Below are 18207 nucleotides of genomic sequence, written 5' to 3'. Positions count from 1 at the left end.
CCGTCACCCGATCTGAATGAGGATTTTGCCGGCGTCGAGCTTGACCGGATATGTCCTGAGATTGACGCAGACCGGCGCTCCCCTGGCCGCCCCGGTCTTGTAGTTGAAGCGGCCATTGTGCTTCGGGCATTCGATGACGTCGTCCATCACCAGCCCGTCAGCCAGATGCACCTTCTCATGCGTGCAAAGACCGTCCGTCGCGAAATATTCGTCGTCCGGACTGCGATAGACGGCGAAGGTGCGGCCGCCATGGTCGAACCGCATCACGTCCTCTTCGTCGATGTCTTCGGCATCGCAGGCCTCGACCCAGTCGCTCATCAGTCCTCCCGGCAGTTTTTGCTTGGCCAACTTGCCCGGCACGGGCGCATGTCATTCCGCTGCTGCCGAGACAGCATCGTTGTCGTTGTGGAATTCCTCGCGATAGGGCTTCGCGGTCGGCGGCAGCGCGCGCTTGAGGAAATAGTCCTCTTTGCGCAGCTGGCGCACGAAGGCAGGCACCATCTCGCGATAGCCGGCCAGGATCGACGGCGTCGGCGCCGGCAGATCGTGCTTGATCAGCTCATGCAGCCTCGGCAGCGCGTGATAAGGCACCATCGGGAACATGTGATGCTCAACATGGTAGTTCATGTTCCAGTAGATGAAGCGGCTGATCGGGTTCATGTAGACGGTGCGGCTGTTGAGGCGGTGGTCGATGACATTTTCGGCGAGGCCGCCATGCTGCAGCAGGCCAGTCATGACGTGATGCCAGGCGCCGTAAAGACTGGGCAGCCCGACCAGCATCAAGGGCAGGAACGAGCCGCTATAAAGTGCCAGCGCGATCGTCGCGGCATAGATCGCGGCCCAGATGCGGGCAATGCGGATCGCCTTTGGCTGCTCCTGCTCCGGAATGAAGGTCTTTTCCGCCGGGCTGATGATGCCGGCCGCATTGCGAACCACGTCGGCCATGGCATGCCAGGCATCAACAATGCCGAAGAAGTTGAGCACGACGCGCAACAGGTCCGGTGGGCGCATCACCGCGATCTCCGGATCGCGGCCGACGATGATCGTATCGGTGTGATGCCGCGTATGGCTCCAGCGCCAGGTCACCGGGTTGCGCATGATCATGAAGCAGGCGATCTGATAGATCACGTCGTTCATCCACTGCGTCCTGAACGCCGTGCCGTGACCGCATTCGTGCCAGCGTGAATCGGTGGAAGAGCCGTAGAGAACGCCATAGACGAAGAAGAACGGCACGCACCACCACGTGCCCCAGAACCAGGCACCGCCCGCTCCGCTCAGGATCAGGGCGCCGAGCCAGATGATGGTGTCGCGGATCGCCGGCCCGTCGGAGCGCTGCATCAGCTCCTTCATCTGCTTGCGGGGCACGTCGGTATGATACCATTCGGCCGCCGTCAGCCCGGTCTCGACGGCAAGCTTCGCGTCGCGGCCGAGCAGGCTGTAGTCTCGCCGGCACGGTGCTGCGTCCATCGTTGCGTCCATCGGAGTGCCTCCACCAGCGTCCTGCGATCCGCCCCGGCCAATGACCGGGCCGCGGTCGTAAGCATCGTAGGCTAGAAATAGCGCCAAGCCATGATAGGCTCAATATCACAAAGATAGTTTCTATCATTTCCCATCAGAATGATGTAAACTTTGGCAAGCGGAGAGACAGCCATGGCAAAACGGCCGACAATCACCGATCTGGCGCGCGCCTCCGGCGTCAGCGTCGCCACCGTCGACCGTGTGCTGAACAATCGCCTGCCGGTGCGCGAGGAAACCGCGCGCCGTGTCTATGAGGCGGCAACCGATATCGGCTATCACGCCGCCGGGCTGATCAAGCAGCGGATGCGCCAGGAACTGCCCGAATACCGGCTCGGCTTTCTGCTGCTGAGGGGCAATGATGTTTTCTACAGCGATTTCGCGCGGGAGCTCGAACTGGCGGTGTCGCAATCGCAGCGCTTCCGCGGCGTCGCAACCATCGACTTCGCCAGTTCGCTGGCGCCTGACGAGATCGCTGCCCAGATGCGCAAGCTGGCGGCGAAATCCAGGGCCGTCGCCCTTGTCGGTCCGGACCATCCGACGCTGACGGCAGCCGTCGAGACCCTGAAGGCAAGGGGGCAACCCGTCTTCTCCCTGCTATCCGACTTTGCCGCCGGCATCCGCGAAGGCTATGTCGGCCTCGACAACCGCAAGGTTGGCCGCACCGCGGCTTGGATGATCGCCAGGGCGGCGAGGAAACCCGGCAAGGTCGCCCTTTTTGTCGGCAGCCATCGCTTCCATGGCCATGAGCTACGCGAAATCGGCTTCAGATCATTCTTCCGCGAGCATGCGCCGGAATTCACGGTGCTGGAGACGCTGGTCAATCTGGAGGCCAACCAGGTGACCCATGATGCGATGATCGATCTTCTGGCGCGGTACCCGGATCTTGCCGGCTGCTACGTCGCCGGCGGCGGCATGGAAGGCGCGGTCTCGGCGCTCAGGGCAGCGAGGCCCGTAAATATGCCGGTGGTCTGCAACGAGATCAACGCCGAGTCGCGCGCGGCGCTCGCCGACAACATCCTGACCATGGTGATTTCGACGCCGCTGGCAGCACTATGTCGCGAGCTTGTCGGGCTGATGGCGCATGCCATCGAGGCAGGCGCTGCCAATGCGCCGGGCCAGACCTTTCTGCCCTTCGATATCTATCTACCGGAAAACATCTAGGTTCGGGCAAAACGTCTGGGCTCAGACAGGGATCCAGGTTCAGATCAGGCACCATGATGCGTCGGCAATGATGTGAACCATCAAGCTGATAGATTCTTGCAGAAGATTTGCCGGCCCTCAGCCGCGTTATCCGAAAATCCGTCATCCGATTTCGGAATCTCCTTGACGCCCGCACGCAGAATGGAATAAATATTTCACCAACTAGGCATTTTGGTTCTTTCGTTCCGGAACGTATGTTTCAGGCAGAGGAATTGGCGTTCCAGTCAACGCGGAAATCGCCATCGGGAACGGAGATGGCAATCGGGAGAGGTTCCCTGGGAGATCGGGGATTCCGGGTAGATCGGTGCAGCCGGACACCAATTCTGTGGAGGAGAGTTAAAATGAAGAAACTGCTTTTGGGCGTCGTGTTTTCGGCGCTGATGAGTTCGTCCGCCCTCGCCGCCAAGATCGGCGTGTCGATGGCGCTGTTCGACGACAATTTTCTCACCGTGCTGCGCAACGGCATGATCGAGCAGGCCAAGGGCATGGATGGCGTGGAACTGCAGGTCGAGGACGCGCAGAACGACGTCGCCAAGCAGCTAGACCAGATCAAGAACTTCGTCGCCTCGGGCGTCGACGCGATCATCGTCAATCCGGTCGACACCTCGGCCACGCAGGCAATGTCGGACGCCGCGGCTGCGGCCAACGTTCCGCTGGTCTATGTCAACCGCGAGCCGGTCAACGTCGACACGCTGCCGGACAACCAGGCTTTCGTCGCCTCGAACGAGGTTGAGTCAGGCACTCTCGAGACCCAGGAAGCCTGCCGCCTGTTCAAGGAAGCCGGCAAGACCGAGGCCAATGTCTATGTGATCATGGGCGAGCTGTCGAACCAGGCCGCGGTGCAGCGCACCAAGGACATCGACGATGTGATCGCCACTCCGGAATGCAGCTTCATCAAGATCATCGACAAGCAGACGTCGAACTGGAAACGCGAGGAAGCGCAGAACCTGATGACCAACTGGCTGTCGACCGGCACGCCGTTCGACGGCGTGATCGCCAACAATGACGAAAGCGCCATCGGCGCCATCCAGGCTATGAAGGCTGCCAACATCGACATGAAGTCGGTTGTCGTCGGCGGCGTGGACGCCACTCAGGACGCGCTTTCCGCGATGCAGGCAGGCGATCTCGACGTGACCGTGTTCCAGGACGCGGCCGGCCAGGGTGCCGGGGCGCTGGACGCGGCGCTCAAGCTTTCCAAGGGCGAGGCGGTTGAACAGAAGGTCTACATCCCCTTCCAGCTGGTCACGCCGGCAAACATCGACAAGTTCCTGCAGAAGAACTGAGGCAGAGGACCGTTTTCGATAGGGAGCGGCGCGTCAGAGCATCGGACCGTTTGAGAATCCGATGTTCGAAAAACAAGAGCATCGGACCCAAAAGTGGAAGCCGGTTTTGGGGAAATCCGATGCTCAAAGCAAAGGACAGCGCCGCTCCTCCTTCCCCTCATCGCCGTAGACAGGCGGCGGGAGGGCGACTGTGGCTGATGGAGGAAGCAAGATTTGGCACAGACAACCCATGGCGTCGGCGGACTCAGCTATGATGCGAAGAAGCGCACATGGCCTGCCGAATTCAACGTTTTCCTGGCGCTCATCATCCTTGTCGGCGCCTTCGAGCTGATAGGCCGGGTCTTTCTTGGCGACAGTTTCCTTTTCAACACCCGCGCCAACGTCGATACGATCTTCAACGAAGCGCGCCTGCAGATCATCATCCTGCAGGTGTCGATCGTCGGCATCATCGCCATCGGCGTGACGCAGGTCATCATTTCCGGCGGCATCGACCTTTCCTCTGGTTCGATCGTCGGCGCCACAGCGATGATCGCCATGAGTTTCGCCCAGGTGGCGACGGTCAACGGCAACCCTAACCCCAAGGCGATGTTCCTCGCGCAGGGCTGGACCGACCTGCCGGTGATCGTGCCGGTGCTCGTCGCGATCGGCTGCGGCCTGCTGGCGGGCCTGGTCAACGGCTCGTTGATCGCCTACACCCGCATTCCGCCCTTCATCGCCACGCTCGGCATGATGGTCACCGCACGCGGCATCGCCAAATGGTGGTCCAAGGGGCAGCCGATCTCGTTTCCCACCGAAAGTTTCGCCGCCATCGGCAAGGGGCTGATGCCGGTCATCATCTTCATATCGCTGGCGATTCTGTTCCAGCTGATCCTGTCATACACCAGGTACGGGAAGCACTGTTATGCCATCGGCTCCAACGAGGATGCCGCCCGCATGTCCGGCATAAATGTCCAGAACCACAAGATCCTCGTCTTCGTCATTGCCGGTATCCTCGCCTCGCTGGCCGCCGTGGTGCTGAGCTCCAAGAACCTCACCGCTCAGGCCGGCATGGGCGTGATGTACGAACTGGACGCGATCGCCATGGCGGTCATCGGCGGCGTCTCGCTTTCGGGCGGCCGCGGCTCGATCATCGGAACGGTGATCGGTGCGCTGATCTTCGGCGTCATCATCTCCGGCTTCACCTTCCTGCGCCTCGACGCCTATTACCAAGAGATGGTCAAGGGCGTGATCATCATCGGCGCAGTCGTTCTCGACCAGTGGCGGCAGCGCCTGCGGGCAATGAGGGCTTGATCATGTCAGACATCGTCCTGAAGACCGAAAACCTGACCAAATACTATGGCGGCGTGCATGCGCTGGAAAGCGCGAACTTCGAACTGCGCAAGGGCGAGCATGTCGCCATCATGGGTGACAATGGCGCCGGCAAATCGACCTTCGTGCGCCAGATCACCGCCGTCGAGCAGCGTACCAGCGGCAAGGTCTGGTTCGACGGCAAGGAAGTGAACTTCGCGGGCCCGATCGCGGCGCGCGAGGCGGGCATCGAAACGGTGTTCCAGAACCTGGCGCTCGCCGACGATCTCGACGTGCCGTCGAACCTGTTTCTCGGCCGCGAAAAGGTGCTTTTCAATCTCGGGCCTTTCTCGATCCTCGATCGCAAGTTCATGCGCAAGGCGACCGAGGCGGCGCTGATCCGCACGGCGGTCAAGATTCCCAACCTTTCCAACACCATCCGCCACATGTCGGGCGGCCAGCGCCAGTGCGTGGCAATCGCCAGAACCGCGACTTTCGCGTCCAAGCTCATCATCATGGACGAGCCGACGGCAGCACTTGGTGTGCAGGAGACGATGCAGGTCGAAAACATCGTCCGCACGCTGAAAGCCAATGGCGAGCCGCTGATCCTGATCAGTCACAACATGCGCCAGGTGTTCGACCTTTGCGACCGCATCGTCGTGTTCCGGCGCGGCCGCATAGTCGCCAATCTGCGCAAGCAGGACACCGACGGCAATGATGTCGTCTCATACATCACCGGCGCCAAGACCGGGGAGGCCGAACTTGCCGCCTAGGGCGGATGCCGGCGCGGTGGGTCATCGGCCCGTCGCCGATCAGCCGCGATAATAAAATCTACTGCGCCTCGCCCTGAACGGTGCAGTAAAGACACACTTCCATTTCGAACCATCCTCAAAGGAATTCCCATGCCTCTCCGCTTCGCTCTTCTCGGTGCCGGCCGCATCGGCAAGGTCCACGCCCGTGCCGTCGGCTCCAATCCGCAGGCCAGGCTGGTCGCAGTTGCCGATGCCTTCGAGAAGGCCGCGACGGATCTGGCGTCGGCCTATGGTGCTGAAGTACGCAGCATCGAGGCCATCGAAAAAGCCGGGGATATCGATTCGGTCATTATCTGCACGCCGACCGACACCCATGCCGATCTGATCGAGCGGTTCGCCAAGGCCGGCAAGGCGATCTTCTGCGAGAAGCCGATCGACCTCGACGCCGGCAGAGTGGAGGAATGCCTGGCCGTGGTCGACAAGGCCGGCGCCACTTTGATGGTCGGATTCAACCGCCGCTTCGATCCGCATTTCGCCGCCGTGCGCAAGGCGATCGACGACGGCGCCATCGGCACCGTCGAGATGGTGACCATCACGTCGCGCGATCCCGGCCCGCCGCCGCTCGACTATATCGGCCGCTCGGGCGGCATCTTCCGCGACATGACCATCCATGATTTCGATATGGCGCGCTTCCTGCTCGGCGAGGAGCCGGTGGCGGTCAGCGCCCATGCCTCGGTGCTGGTCGACAAGAAGATCGGCGAGGCCGGCGATTTCGACAGCGTCAGCGTCATCCTCGAAACCGCCTCCGGCAAGCAGTGCATCATCTCCAATTCGCGGCGCGCCACTTACGGCTACGACCAGCGCATCGAGGTGCATGGCTCGAAAGGCATGGTCGCGGCCGAGAACCAGCGGCCGGTGTCGATCGAGCTGGCCAATGAAAACGGCTATACGCGCCCGCCGCTGCACGACTTCTTCATGACCCGCTATCTCGACGCCTACGCCAACGAGATCGCCGCCTTCATCGCGGCAGCGACGTCAGGCAAGAAGGCGGCGCCGAGCGGCAAGGACGGGCTCGTCGCGCTGAGGTTGGCGGACGCGGCGCTGAAATCGGCTAGGGAAGGCAAGACCATTCGCCTCGACAAGACCATCTGAATATCAAGCACAGGAGCAAGGCGATGAACGGTTCCGCCGGTCGCAATTCCGAAACACGCGCCATCGTCACCGGCGGCGCGCAAGGCATCGGCTTCGCCGTCGCCGAGACGCTGGCCGACGAGGGCTGCCGCGCCCTGGCGCTGGTCGGCCGTTCCAGGGAAAAGGGCGACAAGGCGGTCGCCGCACTTGGGAAAAACGGCGTCGACACCATCTTCATCAGCGCCGACGTCTCAGTGGTGGCCGACTGCAAGCGGGTCGTCGAAACGGCGATCGCTCATTTCGGCACCGTCAATTCGCTGGTCAACGCTGCCGCCACCTCGGCCCGCGGCTCACTGGTCGAGACCTCCGAGGAAACATTCGACCAGATATTCCAGACCAATGTGCGCGGCCCCTTCTTCCTGATGCAGGGTGTGGTGGCGCATCTGCTCGACCGCAAGGCGCCCGGCTCGATCGTCAATGTGCTGTCGATGTCGGCGCATTGTGGCCAGTCGTTCCTGGCGCCCTATTCGTCGAGCAAGGGCGCACTGGCGACGCTGACCAAGAACGTCGCCAATGCCTACCGCAGCAATCGCATCCGCTGCAACGCCGTGCTGCCCGGCTGGATGGATACCGAGGGCGAGGCGATCGTGCAGAAGAAATGGCACGACGCGCCGGACGACTGGCTGGAAAAGGCAGAGGCCGCGCAGCCGATGGGCCAGTTGGTGAAGCCGGCGCAGCTTGCCCGGCTGATCACCTATATGATCAGCTCGCAGTCCGGCGTCATGACCGGCTCGCTGGTCGACTACGACCAGAACATTGCAGGGTCGTGGCCGGAGTAGCATCGACGGAATGGCATCATCACACGCGTGGGTGGTGTCTCAGTTTGAATTTCGGCTGTGGGTGGAAAGTTGCCGTTCGGCTCGTCGATGGGAATGAGAAAGTGGCGCCAGTAGCAGGCGTTCATCGCCTGGCCTGCGAATTACCGCTTTCGATGTTAGGCAGCCCTTCCGCGGCGGGCGCGCTGCGAGGCAATTTGACTCATTTGCGTCTGTCGTGAACCGGTACTGATGTCCCTAGATGACCCTGGTCTGAATCGCATGCGAGGCCGTAGTCAGTCTTCGACGATCTATTAGAGATGACGAATATCCCGTACAGTACGACCTGCTAGCCAAGGCTAGTGGTGTGAAGCGCATCGCCTGTGGGGGTCCGTATGTCGGAACAGCAGATTACGCGCCGGCTCGCCGCCATCCTCGCCGCCGACGTCGCCGGTTACAGCAGCATGATGGAGACCGACGAGGCCGGCACGATCGCTGAGCTGCGGCAGATTTGGAGCGAGACATTCAATCCCGCCGTCGCTGCGCGTCATGGCCGCATTGTCAAAATGATGGGCGACGGTGCGCTGGTCGAGTTTGGCAGCGTCGTTGAGGCGGTCGAATGCGCGGTTGCGATCCAGCGGGCCATGAGTGGGCGCAATTTGGCTGCTCAGCGGCGCGTCGAGTTCCGCATTGGCATCAATCTCGGCGACATCGTCATCGAGGGCGATGACATATTCGGCGACGGCGTCAATGTCGCAACCCGGCTTGAAGGCCAAGCGCCGCATGGCGGCATTCTCGCCTCAGACGTCGTCCATGCCCAGGTGAGCGGCAAGATCGGCGTCACGTTTGTCGATTCTGGCGAAGTTAAGCTCAAGAACATCGATCGGCCGTTGCGGGTGTGGCGATGGCACGGCGACGAAGTCGCGTCGAAGGCAGGCCCCATGGCCAATTTCACCCGGCCGCTCGGCACCGACAAGCCGTCTATTGCGGTCCTGCCGTTTTCGGTGATGAGCAACGACCCGGAGCAGGAATTCTTTGCCGACGGCCTCGTCGAGGACATCCTTACCACCCTCTCAAAGCTCTCCGGCCTGTCCGTAATCGCGCGCCATTCAAGCTTCGTCTACAAGGGGCGCTCAGTGGACGTGCGCCAGGTCGCCCGCGAACTCGGCGTGCGCTTCGTGCTGGAGGGAGGCATCCGCAAGGCCGGCAGCCGCATCCGCATTACTGCGCAGTTGATCGACGCCACGACAGGGGTTCACATCTGGGCAAATCGTTTCGACCGTGACATCGGCGACATCTTTGCGGTGCAGGACGAGATCACGCTAACGCTCGCGACCGAGATGCAGGTCCGGCTGACCGAAGGCGAGCAGGCGCGCCTACGCTATACCACGACCACGAATGTCGAAGCGTGGAGCCTGTGGATACAGGGGCTGAACCACTATCGCGGTCCGAATACAACGAATGCCCATGTCCAGACCCGCCGCTGCTGGGAGAAGGCGCTCGCGCTTGATCCCGATTCGGCGACGCTCAACGCCATGCTCGGCTTCGAGCACTTCGCCGACGCCCGCCATGGCTGGACGGGCGAAGACCGCGAAACCGCATTGAACAAAGCGCAAGCCTATGTCGAGCGGGCGCTGACGATCGACCCCGAGAATCCCGACGCCCATCGCGCCACCGGCGGGATCTTGCTCCTAAGATCGCGGTTCGACGAGGCAGCCGCCGCTGCCCGGAAGGCTGTCAAGCTCGGCCCCAATCTGCCCGACGTGCTGGTGTTCGGAGCCTTTGTACTCGCTTGTTCCGGCCATGCCGCCGAGGGGATCGGCCAGATCGAGAGGGCCGTTACGCTAAGCCCGAATTATCAGGCGTGGTATCTCGGCGTGCTGGGCAACGCCTATCGGCTCGCCGGCCGCTCCGAGGAGGCGATTGCGGCGTTCCGTGCGTATCATGCCCGCAGTCCCGGCTATGGTTTGGCCGACATCGTGATGGTCCAGGAACAGGACGGGCGTCTCGAAGAGGCCCGCGAGACCGCCGTGCAGCTTGCCGCGGCGCGGCCAACCTTCACTGTTACGTCCTGGCTCAGAACGCAGTTCCGCGGCGATACCGAGCAGATGGCGGCCGACTTGGCCTCGCTCCGCGCTGCCGGTGTTCCGGAACAATAGATGCGTACTCAAAGGCGGTTTTGGGCGCAAGTAGGCAGGACCTGTGCCGACCGACATGTAGTCTTTTTTGCGCGAATGCGTCCATCAGTCGGCTGCAATGAATGACGGTTCGTCATCCCAATCCGGAACTTTGAGGTGATACGATGGAACGGCAGGAACGGGTCATGGGCGTGAATTCGACTGAGGGCGAACGAGCTTCCGCTTAGGGTCGTGAGCCGAAATTCAAATAGAGACACTACCGACGCGTGACAAACGCCGCGGCTTCCGATATAGGGGCGCGCATGATCCACCTGACCGCCTCGTTCTGGTACTTTAGCTACGGCAGCTCGCTGGCGGCGGGAGGATTGCGCTCGATCTGAAGATTGCAGCAACAACATCCGAACAGCCGCCAGACCTGGCGGCTTTTTTGTTTCAGCCGGCAGGTCTCCCAACCAGGAGCAGAAAGCCGTGTTGACCACCACCGACGATCTTCGGGTCAAGGAAATAAGGGAATTGAGTACGCCGGACCAGGTGATGCGGGAGATACCGCGCACGCTGACGGCGACGCGCACCGTTGCCGCGTCGCGCAACGCCATCCACGCCGTGCTGACCGGCACTGACGATCGGCTGATCGTCGTCGTCGGCCCCTGTTCAATCCACGACCCGGCCGCTGCCGTAGACTATGCCAGCCGTCTGGCGGGGTTGCGCGAGAGCCTGTCGGACCGGCTGGAGATCGTGATGCGCGTGTATTTCGAGAAGCCGCGCACAACGGTCGGCTGGAAGGGCCTGATCAACGATCCCGACCTGGACGGCAGCTTCAACATCGACAAAGGACTGCGGATGGCCCGCAACGTCCTCTCTGCGATCAACAATCTCGGCCTTCCGGCGGCGACTGAATTCCTCGACATGGCCATCCCGCAATACGTTGCCGACCTCGTCGCCTGGGGCGCGATCGGCGCGCGCACGACAGAGAGCCAGATCCATCGCGAACTTGCGTCCGGCCTGTCCTGCCCGGTCGGCTTTAAGAACGGCACCGACGGCAATTTGCGGATCGCCGCCGAGGCGGTGAAATCCGCCGCCCAGCCGCACCATTTCATGGCGGTGACAAAGGGCGGGCGCAGCGCCATCGCCACGACCACCGGCAACGAGGACTGCCACGTCATCCTGCGCGGCGGCATCGTGCCGAACTATGACGCGACGAGCATAGCTGCCGCCTGCGCGGAACTCGGCCGGATCGGCATATCGCCACGGCTGATGATCGATGTCAGCCACGCCAACAGCAACAAGAAGCCGGAGAACCAGCCGACGGTGGCGGCTGACGTGGCGGGCCAAGTCGCGGCAGGCGATGAGCGCATCATCGGCGTCATGATCGAGAGCAACCTCGTCGCTGGCCGGCAGGACATCATGCCCGGCAAGCCGCTGGTCTACGGCCAGAGCATCACCGATGGCTGCATCGACTGGACAACCACCGAGTCGGTGCTGCACGGCCTTGCCGACGCCGTCGAGCGGCGCCGGTCAGCGCGACGCGCTATGATCGACAATCGTCAAGGAGCGGCCTGAGACAGCTGGTGGAAAGCAGGGAAATTCTGCGGCGGTTGCTACCTTGCCGCTTCGTTGAAAGGCCGGCGCAGCCCCTCATTGCCCTGCCGGGCATTTCTCCCCGTATAGAGACGGGGAGAAAGACGCCGTTATCGACGGTTTCGCCAACTACAAGCGTTGCAGGAAGGGCGCCGAGGGTGCAGCCACCTTCTTTCTCCCCGTTTACGGGGAGAAATGCCCGGCAGGGCAATGAGGGGCGGCGTCAATACCGACAATTGGCATTCGCCAACACAAGTTCTCCCGCCCTGGCGTCGGTAGCGCGAGGCTCGGGGCGGCGGAGGATACGACCGTTACCGCGCCGCGATCCAGCGCTGTTCCTCGAACGAGCGCGCCATCGCATGCACCGTCCGCTCGATCTCAAGTCCTTCGTCGAAATCGATGATGCGCGCCGGCTTGCCGGCCAGCCGCGTCAAAAGCTCCCGGCATTCGATGATCTTGAGGTCGTTGAAGCCGAGACCGTGGCCGGGTGCCGGCAGGAAGGCGTCGTAGGGCTTGTGATGCGGCGCCACCAGGATGGTGCGATAGCCTTGCTCGGTCGGCCGGTCGGCGGTGAGATAGAGCTGGAACTCGTTCATCCGCTCCTGATCGTACAGGATCGAGCCCTTCGAGCCGAAGATCTGGATGGCGATGCGGCCCTTGCGGCCCCAGGCCGAACGATTGACCAGCAGCGTGCCGGCAATGCCGTTTTCGAGATGCATCAGCACGCTGGCGATGTCGTAGGTCTCAACCGCCCGGCGCCCGCCCGACGCGAGGCGGCGATCGGCATAGGGTTTTGCCATGTCGCACATGACTCGGGCGACGCGGCCGAACAGCACGGCGACCAGCGACAGCGGATGCACGGCGAAATCGTCGAGCGCGCCGTAACCGGAGGCCGCCTCATGCTTCCAGAAGAACGGCGCCTCCGAGTCGGCCATGAAATCCTCGTCCATCTCGATGCGCAGATGGTTGACCTCGCCGATGATCTTCTCGTCGAGCAGCGCACCGATATGGCGGATGGCCGGGTTCTGGATGTAGTTGTAGCCGAGCGCGGCCACCCTGCCGGACTTTTTGGCCGCCGCCGCCATGGCTTGCGCGTCGGCAAAAGTTGGCGCCATCGGCTTTTCGCACCACAGATGCTTGCCGGCTTCGAGGATGGCGATGGCCATCTCCGGGTGGAACTGGTTGGGCGTGGTCAGCGAGACGATATCGACTTCCGGATCGTCGACGACGGCGCGCCAATCGCCGGAGCCCTTGGCGAAGCCGAATTCGGTGGCACGGCGTCTGGCAAGGTCCTCTGTGACCTCGCCGAGATGGACCAGCCTTGGCTTGGCCACGTCGGGAAAGACGGTGCCGACCGTGTTCCAGGCGATGGCGTGACACTTGCCCATGAAGCCCGTGCCGATAAGACCGACTCCGACCATTTCCTTGCCTCCATCATCGGAAAGTTTTTGTGTGGATGAATTAGTCCATTTTATCCAGAAATGGAACGCATGCCTCATTTTTTATGGCCTTCTTGCACAGGCTCGCTATGATGGGGCACACACGGCATCGACTGATGGGCCTAGGCGGAGCGACGATGGACGAACGGGTGCCCCGCGATTTCGAAACGCTGCGTTCGACGATCCTGGAACGGCGCCATAGCCTGCCCAAGCGCATCGCGCAGATCGCCGCCTATGCGCTCGACAATCCCGACGATATTGCCTTTGGCACCGCCGCCAGCATCGCCGCCTCCGCCGGCGTCCAGCCTTCGACCTTGATCCGCTTCGCCCAGCAGCTCGGCTTCGACGGCTTCACCAGCCTGCAGCTGGTGTTCCGCGAGCGCCTGCGTGAGCGCAATTCGTCCTATGACGAAAGGCTGGCGGCATTGCGCGCCAAGGCCGAGGAAGGTGCCGGTCACCGGGCGATTTTCGACGGCTTCGTCGCCGCGGCCAGCACCTCGCTCAACGATATTTCAGGCAGGTTGAACGAAGACCATTTCGAAGATGCGATCGCCCTGCTGGCGAAGGCGGAGACGATCTACGTGCTGGCCAAGCGCCGTTCGTATCCGGTCGCCTCCTACATCGCCTATGCGCTGGGCAAGCTCAAGATCCGCAACCAGCTGATCGAATCGGCCGCCGGCCTCAACGCCGAGATGATCAGCTTTGCCTCGCCCAGGGATGCCGTCATCGCCATCAGTTTCTCACCCTATGCCCCGGCGGCCATCGAGGAGGCGCGCGTCATTTCCGAGCAAGGCGTGCCGATCGTGGCGATCACCGACAGTTCCTTTTCGCCGCTCGCCCAGTTCGCCAAAGTATGGTTCGAGGTCGCCGAGGCCGATTTCGCCGGCTTCCGCTCGCTGTCGGCAACGATGGCGCTGGCCATGGCGCTGACCGTTGCGGTTGGCGAAAAGCGGCGCGATGCGGGCAGGAAGCGCAAGGCCTAGACAGCCATTTTTCAGCAAAGGAATGCGCGTTCCATATTGACTATGGATTGGAATTATTATTTCATATTGCCGGCGCCACGCTGCCGCTCGCGCGTGTTACCCAAGACAACAAGGCTGATGGGAGGTTCGAATGGGCGAAGCCGTGGACGCGAAACATGCGCCGCTCGACGTCATCACCATTGGCCGCGCCTCCGTCGACCTCTACGGCCAGCAGATCGGCTCGCGCCTGGAGGACATCACCTCGTTTGCCAAATCGGTCGGCGGCTGTCCGGCCAACATCTCGGTCGGCACGGCGAGGCTCGGCCTGCGCTCGGCGCTACTCACCCGCGTCGGCGACGAGCAGATGGGCCGATTCATCCGCGAGCAGCTGACACGCGAGGGCGTTTCCGTCGCCGGCCTCAAGACCGACCCGGACCGGCTGACCGCGCTGGTGCTGCTGTCGGTCGAGGACGAAGGCGTCTCGCCGATGATCTTCTACCGCTCCGACTGCGCTGACATGGCGCTTTCGGAAGACGATATCGACGAAGCGTTCATCGCTTCGGCACGCGCCATCGTCGTCACCGGTACGCATTTCTCGCGGCCCAACAGCGACGCCGCGCAGCGCAAGGCGATCCGCACTATTAAAGCCAAAGGCGGCAAGGTGGTGTTCGACATCGACTACCGCCCTAATCTGTGGGGACTCGCCGGCCATGCCGAAGGCTTCGAGCGCTATGTGAAATCCGACCGGGTCTCCGCCCAGCTGAAGACAGTGCTGCCCGAGTGCGACCTGATCGTCGGCACCGAAGAAGAGATCATGATCGCCTCCGGTGCGGACGATTGCCTGAGTGCGTTGAAGACGATCCGCTCACTGTCCAAGGCCACCATCGTGCTGAAGCGCGGCGCCATGGGTTGCATCGTCTATGACGGGCCGATCAGCGATGATCTCGAAGACGGCATCGTCGGCAAGGGCTTTCCGATCGAGGTCTACAATGTGCTGGGTGCCGGCGATGCCTTCATGTCGGGTTTTTTGCGCGGCTGGCTCGGCGAGGAAAGCCTGGAGACGGCGGCGACCTGGGCCAATGCCTGCGGCGCCTTCGCCGTGTCGCGGCTGCTCTGCGCGCCGGAATACCCGACCTTCGAGGAATTGCAGTTCTTCCTGAAGCACGGCAGCCAGCACCTGGCGCTGCGCAAGGACGAGGCGATCAACCATATCCATTGGGCGACGACGCGCCGGCGCGATATTCCCTCGCTGATGGCGCTGGCCTGCGATCATCGCATCCAGCTTGACGATGTCGCCGCGAAAGCCGGCGCCGACCCGTCGCGCATCCATGATTTCAAGGTGCTGACGGTCAAGGCGGCGGCAAAGATTGCCGCCGGCCGCGCCGGCTACGGCATGCTGCTCGACGAAAAATACGGCCGCGAGGCGATGTTCGAATTCGCCCGCCATTCCTTCGCCTGGCTTGGCCGGCCAGTCGAATTGCCCGGATCTCGGCCGCTTCGTTTCGAATTCTCGCAGGATATCGGCTCGCAATTGATCGAGTGGCCGGTCGACCATTGCATCAAGTGCCTGTGCTTCTACCACCCCGACGACCCGGAGGCGCTGAAGACCGAGCAGCAGCAGAAGCTCAAAAGCCTGTTCGAGGCCGCGCGGAAAGTGGGGAGAGAACTTCTCATCGAGATCATCGCCGGCAAGCACGGCGAGCTCGACGACACGACGATCCCGCGCGCGCTCGAGGAACTCTATGCGCTTGATATCAAGCCCGACTGGTGGAAGCTTGAACCGCAGGCCTCAGCCGGGGCCTGGGCGAAGATCGAAGCGGTGATCCTGAAGAACGATCCGTGGTGCCGCGGGATTGTGCTGCTCGGCCTGGAAGCGCCACAGGACGAGCTGGAAGCGGCCTTCGCCGCCACCGCCAAGGCGCCCATCGTCAAGGGCTTCGCCGTCGGACGCACCATCTTCATCAACGCGGCCGAACAATGGCTTGCCGGCAAGATGTCGGACGACGAGGCAGTTGCCGACATGGCGTCGCGCTTCGAGAGGCTGACCGAGGCATGGCTTGCCGCGCGCGGCCGCAAAGCAGCATAAGAAGGCGCGGCATAAGGACTGCGGAGGAAAACACCATGACCAAGACAATCCGCCTGACGATGGCGCAGGCGTTGACCCGCTTTCTTGCTCGCCAGATGACCGAGATCGACGGCAAAAAAATTCCGATCTTCGGCGGCGTCTGGGCGATCTTCGGCCATGGCAACGTCGCCGGCGTCGGCGAGGCGCTCTATCAGGTGCGCGACGAATTGCCGACCTTTCGCGCCCACAACGAACAGGCGATGGCGCATGCGGCGATCGCCTACGCCAAGGCCAATTTCCGTCGTCGGTTCATGGCGGCGACCAGTTCGATCGGCCCCGGCGCGCTCAACATGGTGACGGCGGCGGCACTTGCGCATGTAAACAGGTTGCCCGTCCTGTTTCTCCCCGGCGACGTCTTCGCCAATCGTATCCCCGACCCCGTCCTGCAGCAGGCCGAAGATTTCTCCGACGGCACGGCGACGGTCAATGACTGCTTCCGCCCGGTGTCGCGCTATTTCGACCGCATCACCCGGCCCGAGCAGATCATCCCGGCGCTGAACCGCGCGATGCAGGTGCTGACCGATCCGGCCGAATGCGGACCGGTGACGCTGGCGCTCTGCCAAGACGTGCAGGCCGAGGCCTATGATTACCCCGAGAGCTTCTTTGCCGAACGGGTCTGGACCCAGCGCCGACCGCGTCCGGACCGCCAGGAGCTGGCGGCCGCGGTGGCAGCACTGAAGGGCGCGAAGAAGCCATTGGTGATTGCCGGCGGTGGCGTGCTTTATTCGCAGGCTTCCGGTGAATTGGCGAAGCTGGTGCAAGGCGCCGGTATCCCGGTCTGTGAGACGCAGGGCGGCAAATCCTCGCTTCCGGACGATCATCCGCTCAACATGGCGGCCGTCGGCGTCACCGGCACTTCGGCTGCCAACCGGCTGGCTGAAGAAGCCGATGTCGTGCTTGCCGTCGGCACCAGATTGCAGGATTTCACGACCGGCTCGTGGGCGCTGTTCAAGAATTCCGGCAAGACCATCATCGGGCTGAACGTCCAGCCTTTCGACGCGGGAAAACACCAGGCGCTGCCGCTGGTCACTGATGCGGCGGAAGGGCTCGCCGAGCTTGGCGCGGCGCTGAACGGCTGGAAGGCGCCGGCTGCCTGGACCGACAATGCGGCCAGGGGCAAGAGGGACTGGCAGGCCGATGCTGGCAAGGTGACGGCGTCGACCAATGCCGCCTATCCGTCCGACGCGCAGGTGGTCGGCGCCGTGCAGCGCGCCATGGGCTCCGGCGTGATACTGCTTCATGCCGCCGGCGGCCTGCCCGGCGAATTGCACAAGCTTTGGCAAGCTGGCGCGCCCGGCTCCTACCACGCCGAATACGGCTTCTCGACCATGGGCTACGAGATCGCAGGCGGGCTCGGCGTCAAGATGGCCAAGCCCGACGAGGAGGTCGTCGTGATGATCGGCGACGGCTCCTATCTGATGCTCAATTCCGAGATCGCGACCTCGGTCATGCTCGGCCTCAAGCTGACCATCGTGCTGCTCGATAACAGAGGCTATGGCTGCATCAACCGGCTGCAGATGGCGACCGGCGGCGCCAAATTCAACAATCTGCTGAAGGACGCACGCCACGAGATTTTGCCCGACATCGACTTCGCGGCGCATGCGGCAAGCCTGGGTGCGATCGCCGAGAAGGTTTCGTCGATCGCCGGGCTGGAAACGGCGCTGGCGCAAGCGAAGAAGAATACAAGGACCACAGTGCTGGTCATCGACACCGACCCACTGGTGTCGACCGATGTCGGCGGCCATTGGTGGGATGTCGCCGTGCCGGAAGTTTCTTCGCGGCCGCAGGTCAACGCCGCACGCAAAGCCTATGAAGAAAAGCGGCGGATGCAGAGTGTTGGTGATTGATGTCGGCGCTGCCCCTCACCCTTACCCTCTCCCCGTAAGGACGGGGAGAGGGGGTCGCGAACGTTGACGTTTGTCCCTTCTCCCCGTCCTTACGGGGAGAAGGTGCCGGCAGGCGGATGAGGGGCAGCGCCG

14 protein-coding genes are annotated in these 18207 nt (G+C 62.6%); 11 read left to right on the top strand and 3 right to left on the bottom strand.

Annotated features, from left to right (window positions below; translation table 11 throughout):
* Positions 1-3: 3 nt before the first annotated feature.
* Together AC0L3N_RS00195 and AC0L3N_RS00190 are read right to left on the bottom strand one after the other, a co-directional pair.
* Entirely contained in the window at positions 4-318 is a 315-nt protein-coding gene (locus AC0L3N_RS00195) for a MocE family 2Fe-2S type ferredoxin (RefSeq protein ID WP_473544720.1), read from the bottom strand.
* A 51-nt stretch (positions 319-369) separates the two neighbouring features.
* Complete coding sequence (locus AC0L3N_RS00190; RefSeq protein WP_473544718.1) at positions 370-1479, bottom strand: fatty acid desaturase family protein; 1110 nt, start codon at positions 1477-1479, stop codon at positions 370-372.
* 171 nt (positions 1480-1650) lie between these two features.
* On the opposite strand from AC0L3N_RS00190, the gene AC0L3N_RS00185 reads away from it, so the two are divergent.
* From AC0L3N_RS00185 to AC0L3N_RS00150, 8 genes are all read left to right on the top strand, one after another.
* Positions 1651-2679, top strand: a complete 1029-nt coding sequence (locus tag AC0L3N_RS00185; RefSeq protein ID WP_473544716.1) for a LacI family DNA-binding transcriptional regulator — start codon at positions 1651-1653, stop codon at positions 2677-2679.
* A 380-nt stretch (positions 2680-3059) separates the two neighbouring features.
* On the top strand, positions 3060-4001 hold the full coding sequence (locus tag AC0L3N_RS00180) for a sugar ABC transporter substrate-binding protein (protein WP_473544714.1): 942 nt from the start codon (positions 3060-3062) through the stop codon (positions 3999-4001).
* 213 nt (positions 4002-4214) lie between these two features.
* Positions 4215-5291: an ABC transporter permease gene (locus tag AC0L3N_RS00175; RefSeq protein ID WP_095494027.1), complete on the top strand. Its 1077-nt coding sequence runs from the start codon at positions 4215-4217 to the stop codon at positions 5289-5291.
* A gap of 2 nt (positions 5292-5293) precedes the next feature.
* Positions 5294-6061, top strand: a complete 768-nt coding sequence (locus AC0L3N_RS00170; protein WP_473544712.1) for an ATP-binding cassette domain-containing protein — start codon at positions 5294-5296, stop codon at positions 6059-6061.
* Between the two features lie 129 nt (positions 6062-6190).
* Positions 6191-7192, top strand: coding sequence for an inositol 2-dehydrogenase (gene iolG, locus AC0L3N_RS00165; protein WP_473544710.1), 1002 nt, complete (start codon positions 6191-6193; stop codon positions 7190-7192).
* Between the two features lie 23 nt (positions 7193-7215).
* Positions 7216-8010, top strand: a complete 795-nt coding sequence (locus AC0L3N_RS00160) for an SDR family oxidoreductase (protein ID WP_473544708.1) — start codon at positions 7216-7218, stop codon at positions 8008-8010.
* 371 nt (positions 8011-8381) lie between these two features.
* Positions 8382-10145 (top strand): adenylate/guanylate cyclase domain-containing protein, encoded by a 1764-nt coding sequence (locus AC0L3N_RS00155; protein WP_473544706.1) that lies wholly within the window; start codon positions 8382-8384, stop codon positions 10143-10145.
* A gap of 447 nt (positions 10146-10592) precedes the next feature.
* Positions 10593-11684, top strand: coding sequence for a 3-deoxy-7-phosphoheptulonate synthase (locus AC0L3N_RS00150; RefSeq protein WP_473544704.1), 1092 nt, complete (start codon positions 10593-10595; stop codon positions 11682-11684).
* Between the two features lie 329 nt (positions 11685-12013).
* Here AC0L3N_RS00150 and AC0L3N_RS00145 read toward each other — a convergent pair whose 3' ends face one another.
* Positions 12014-13123 (bottom strand): Gfo/Idh/MocA family protein, encoded by a 1110-nt coding sequence (locus tag AC0L3N_RS00145; protein WP_473544703.1) that lies wholly within the window; start codon positions 13121-13123, stop codon positions 12014-12016.
* 155 nt (positions 13124-13278) lie between these two features.
* Here AC0L3N_RS00145 and AC0L3N_RS00140 point away from each other — a divergent pair, with 155 nt between their 5' ends.
* The 3 genes from AC0L3N_RS00140 to iolD all read left to right on the top strand — a co-directional run bounded on the left by AC0L3N_RS00140 (position 13279) and on the right by iolD (position 18075).
* Complete coding sequence (locus AC0L3N_RS00140) at positions 13279-14124, top strand: MurR/RpiR family transcriptional regulator (RefSeq protein WP_473488534.1); 846 nt, start codon at positions 13279-13281, stop codon at positions 14122-14124.
* A gap of 130 nt (positions 14125-14254) precedes the next feature.
* Positions 14255-16189 (top strand): bifunctional 5-dehydro-2-deoxygluconokinase/5-dehydro-2-deoxyphosphogluconate aldolase, encoded by a 1935-nt coding sequence (locus tag AC0L3N_RS00135; RefSeq protein ID WP_473544701.1) that lies wholly within the window; start codon positions 14255-14257, stop codon positions 16187-16189.
* A 35-nt stretch (positions 16190-16224) separates the two neighbouring features.
* Entirely contained in the window at positions 16225-18075 is a 1851-nt protein-coding gene (gene iolD / locus AC0L3N_RS00130) for a 3D-(3,5/4)-trihydroxycyclohexane-1,2-dione acylhydrolase (decyclizing) (protein ID WP_473544699.1), read from the top strand.
* The last annotated feature ends 132 nt before the right edge of the window (positions 18076-18207 follow it).

Source organism: Mesorhizobium sp. WSM4807, assembly GCF_055811615.1.
The sequence above is the reverse complement of the archived record's forward strand: the minus strand, read 5'-3'. Positions and strand labels throughout refer to the sequence as shown.

Coding starts and splice junctions, on each gene's coding strand:
- AC0L3N_RS00195 (WP_473544720.1), bottom strand. CDS start 318: ATGAGCGACTGGGTCGAGGCCTGCGATGCCGAAGACATCGACGAAGAG.
- AC0L3N_RS00190 (WP_473544718.1), bottom strand. CDS start 1,479: ATGGACGCAACGATGGACGCAGCACCGTGCCGGCGAGACTACAGCCTG.
- AC0L3N_RS00185 (WP_473544716.1), top strand. CDS start 1,651: ATGGCAAAACGGCCGACAATCACCGATCTGGCGCGCGCCTCCGGCGTC.
- AC0L3N_RS00180 (WP_473544714.1), top strand. CDS start 3,060: ATGAAGAAACTGCTTTTGGGCGTCGTGTTTTCGGCGCTGATGAGTTCG.
- AC0L3N_RS00170 (WP_473544712.1), top strand. CDS start 5,294: ATGTCAGACATCGTCCTGAAGACCGAAAACCTGACCAAATACTATGGC.
- iolG (WP_473544710.1), top strand. CDS start 6,191: ATGCCTCTCCGCTTCGCTCTTCTCGGTGCCGGCCGCATCGGCAAGGTC.
- AC0L3N_RS00160 (WP_473544708.1), top strand. CDS start 7,216: ATGAACGGTTCCGCCGGTCGCAATTCCGAAACACGCGCCATCGTCACC.
- AC0L3N_RS00155 (WP_473544706.1), top strand. CDS start 8,382: ATGTCGGAACAGCAGATTACGCGCCGGCTCGCCGCCATCCTCGCCGCC.
- AC0L3N_RS00145 (WP_473544703.1), bottom strand. CDS start 13,123: ATGGTCGGAGTCGGTCTTATCGGCACGGGCTTCATGGGCAAGTGTCAC.
- AC0L3N_RS00140 (WP_473488534.1), top strand. CDS start 13,279: ATGGACGAACGGGTGCCCCGCGATTTCGAAACGCTGCGTTCGACGATC.
- AC0L3N_RS00135 (WP_473544701.1), top strand. CDS start 14,255: ATGGGCGAAGCCGTGGACGCGAAACATGCGCCGCTCGACGTCATCACC.
- iolD (WP_473544699.1), top strand. CDS start 16,225: ATGACCAAGACAATCCGCCTGACGATGGCGCAGGCGTTGACCCGCTTT.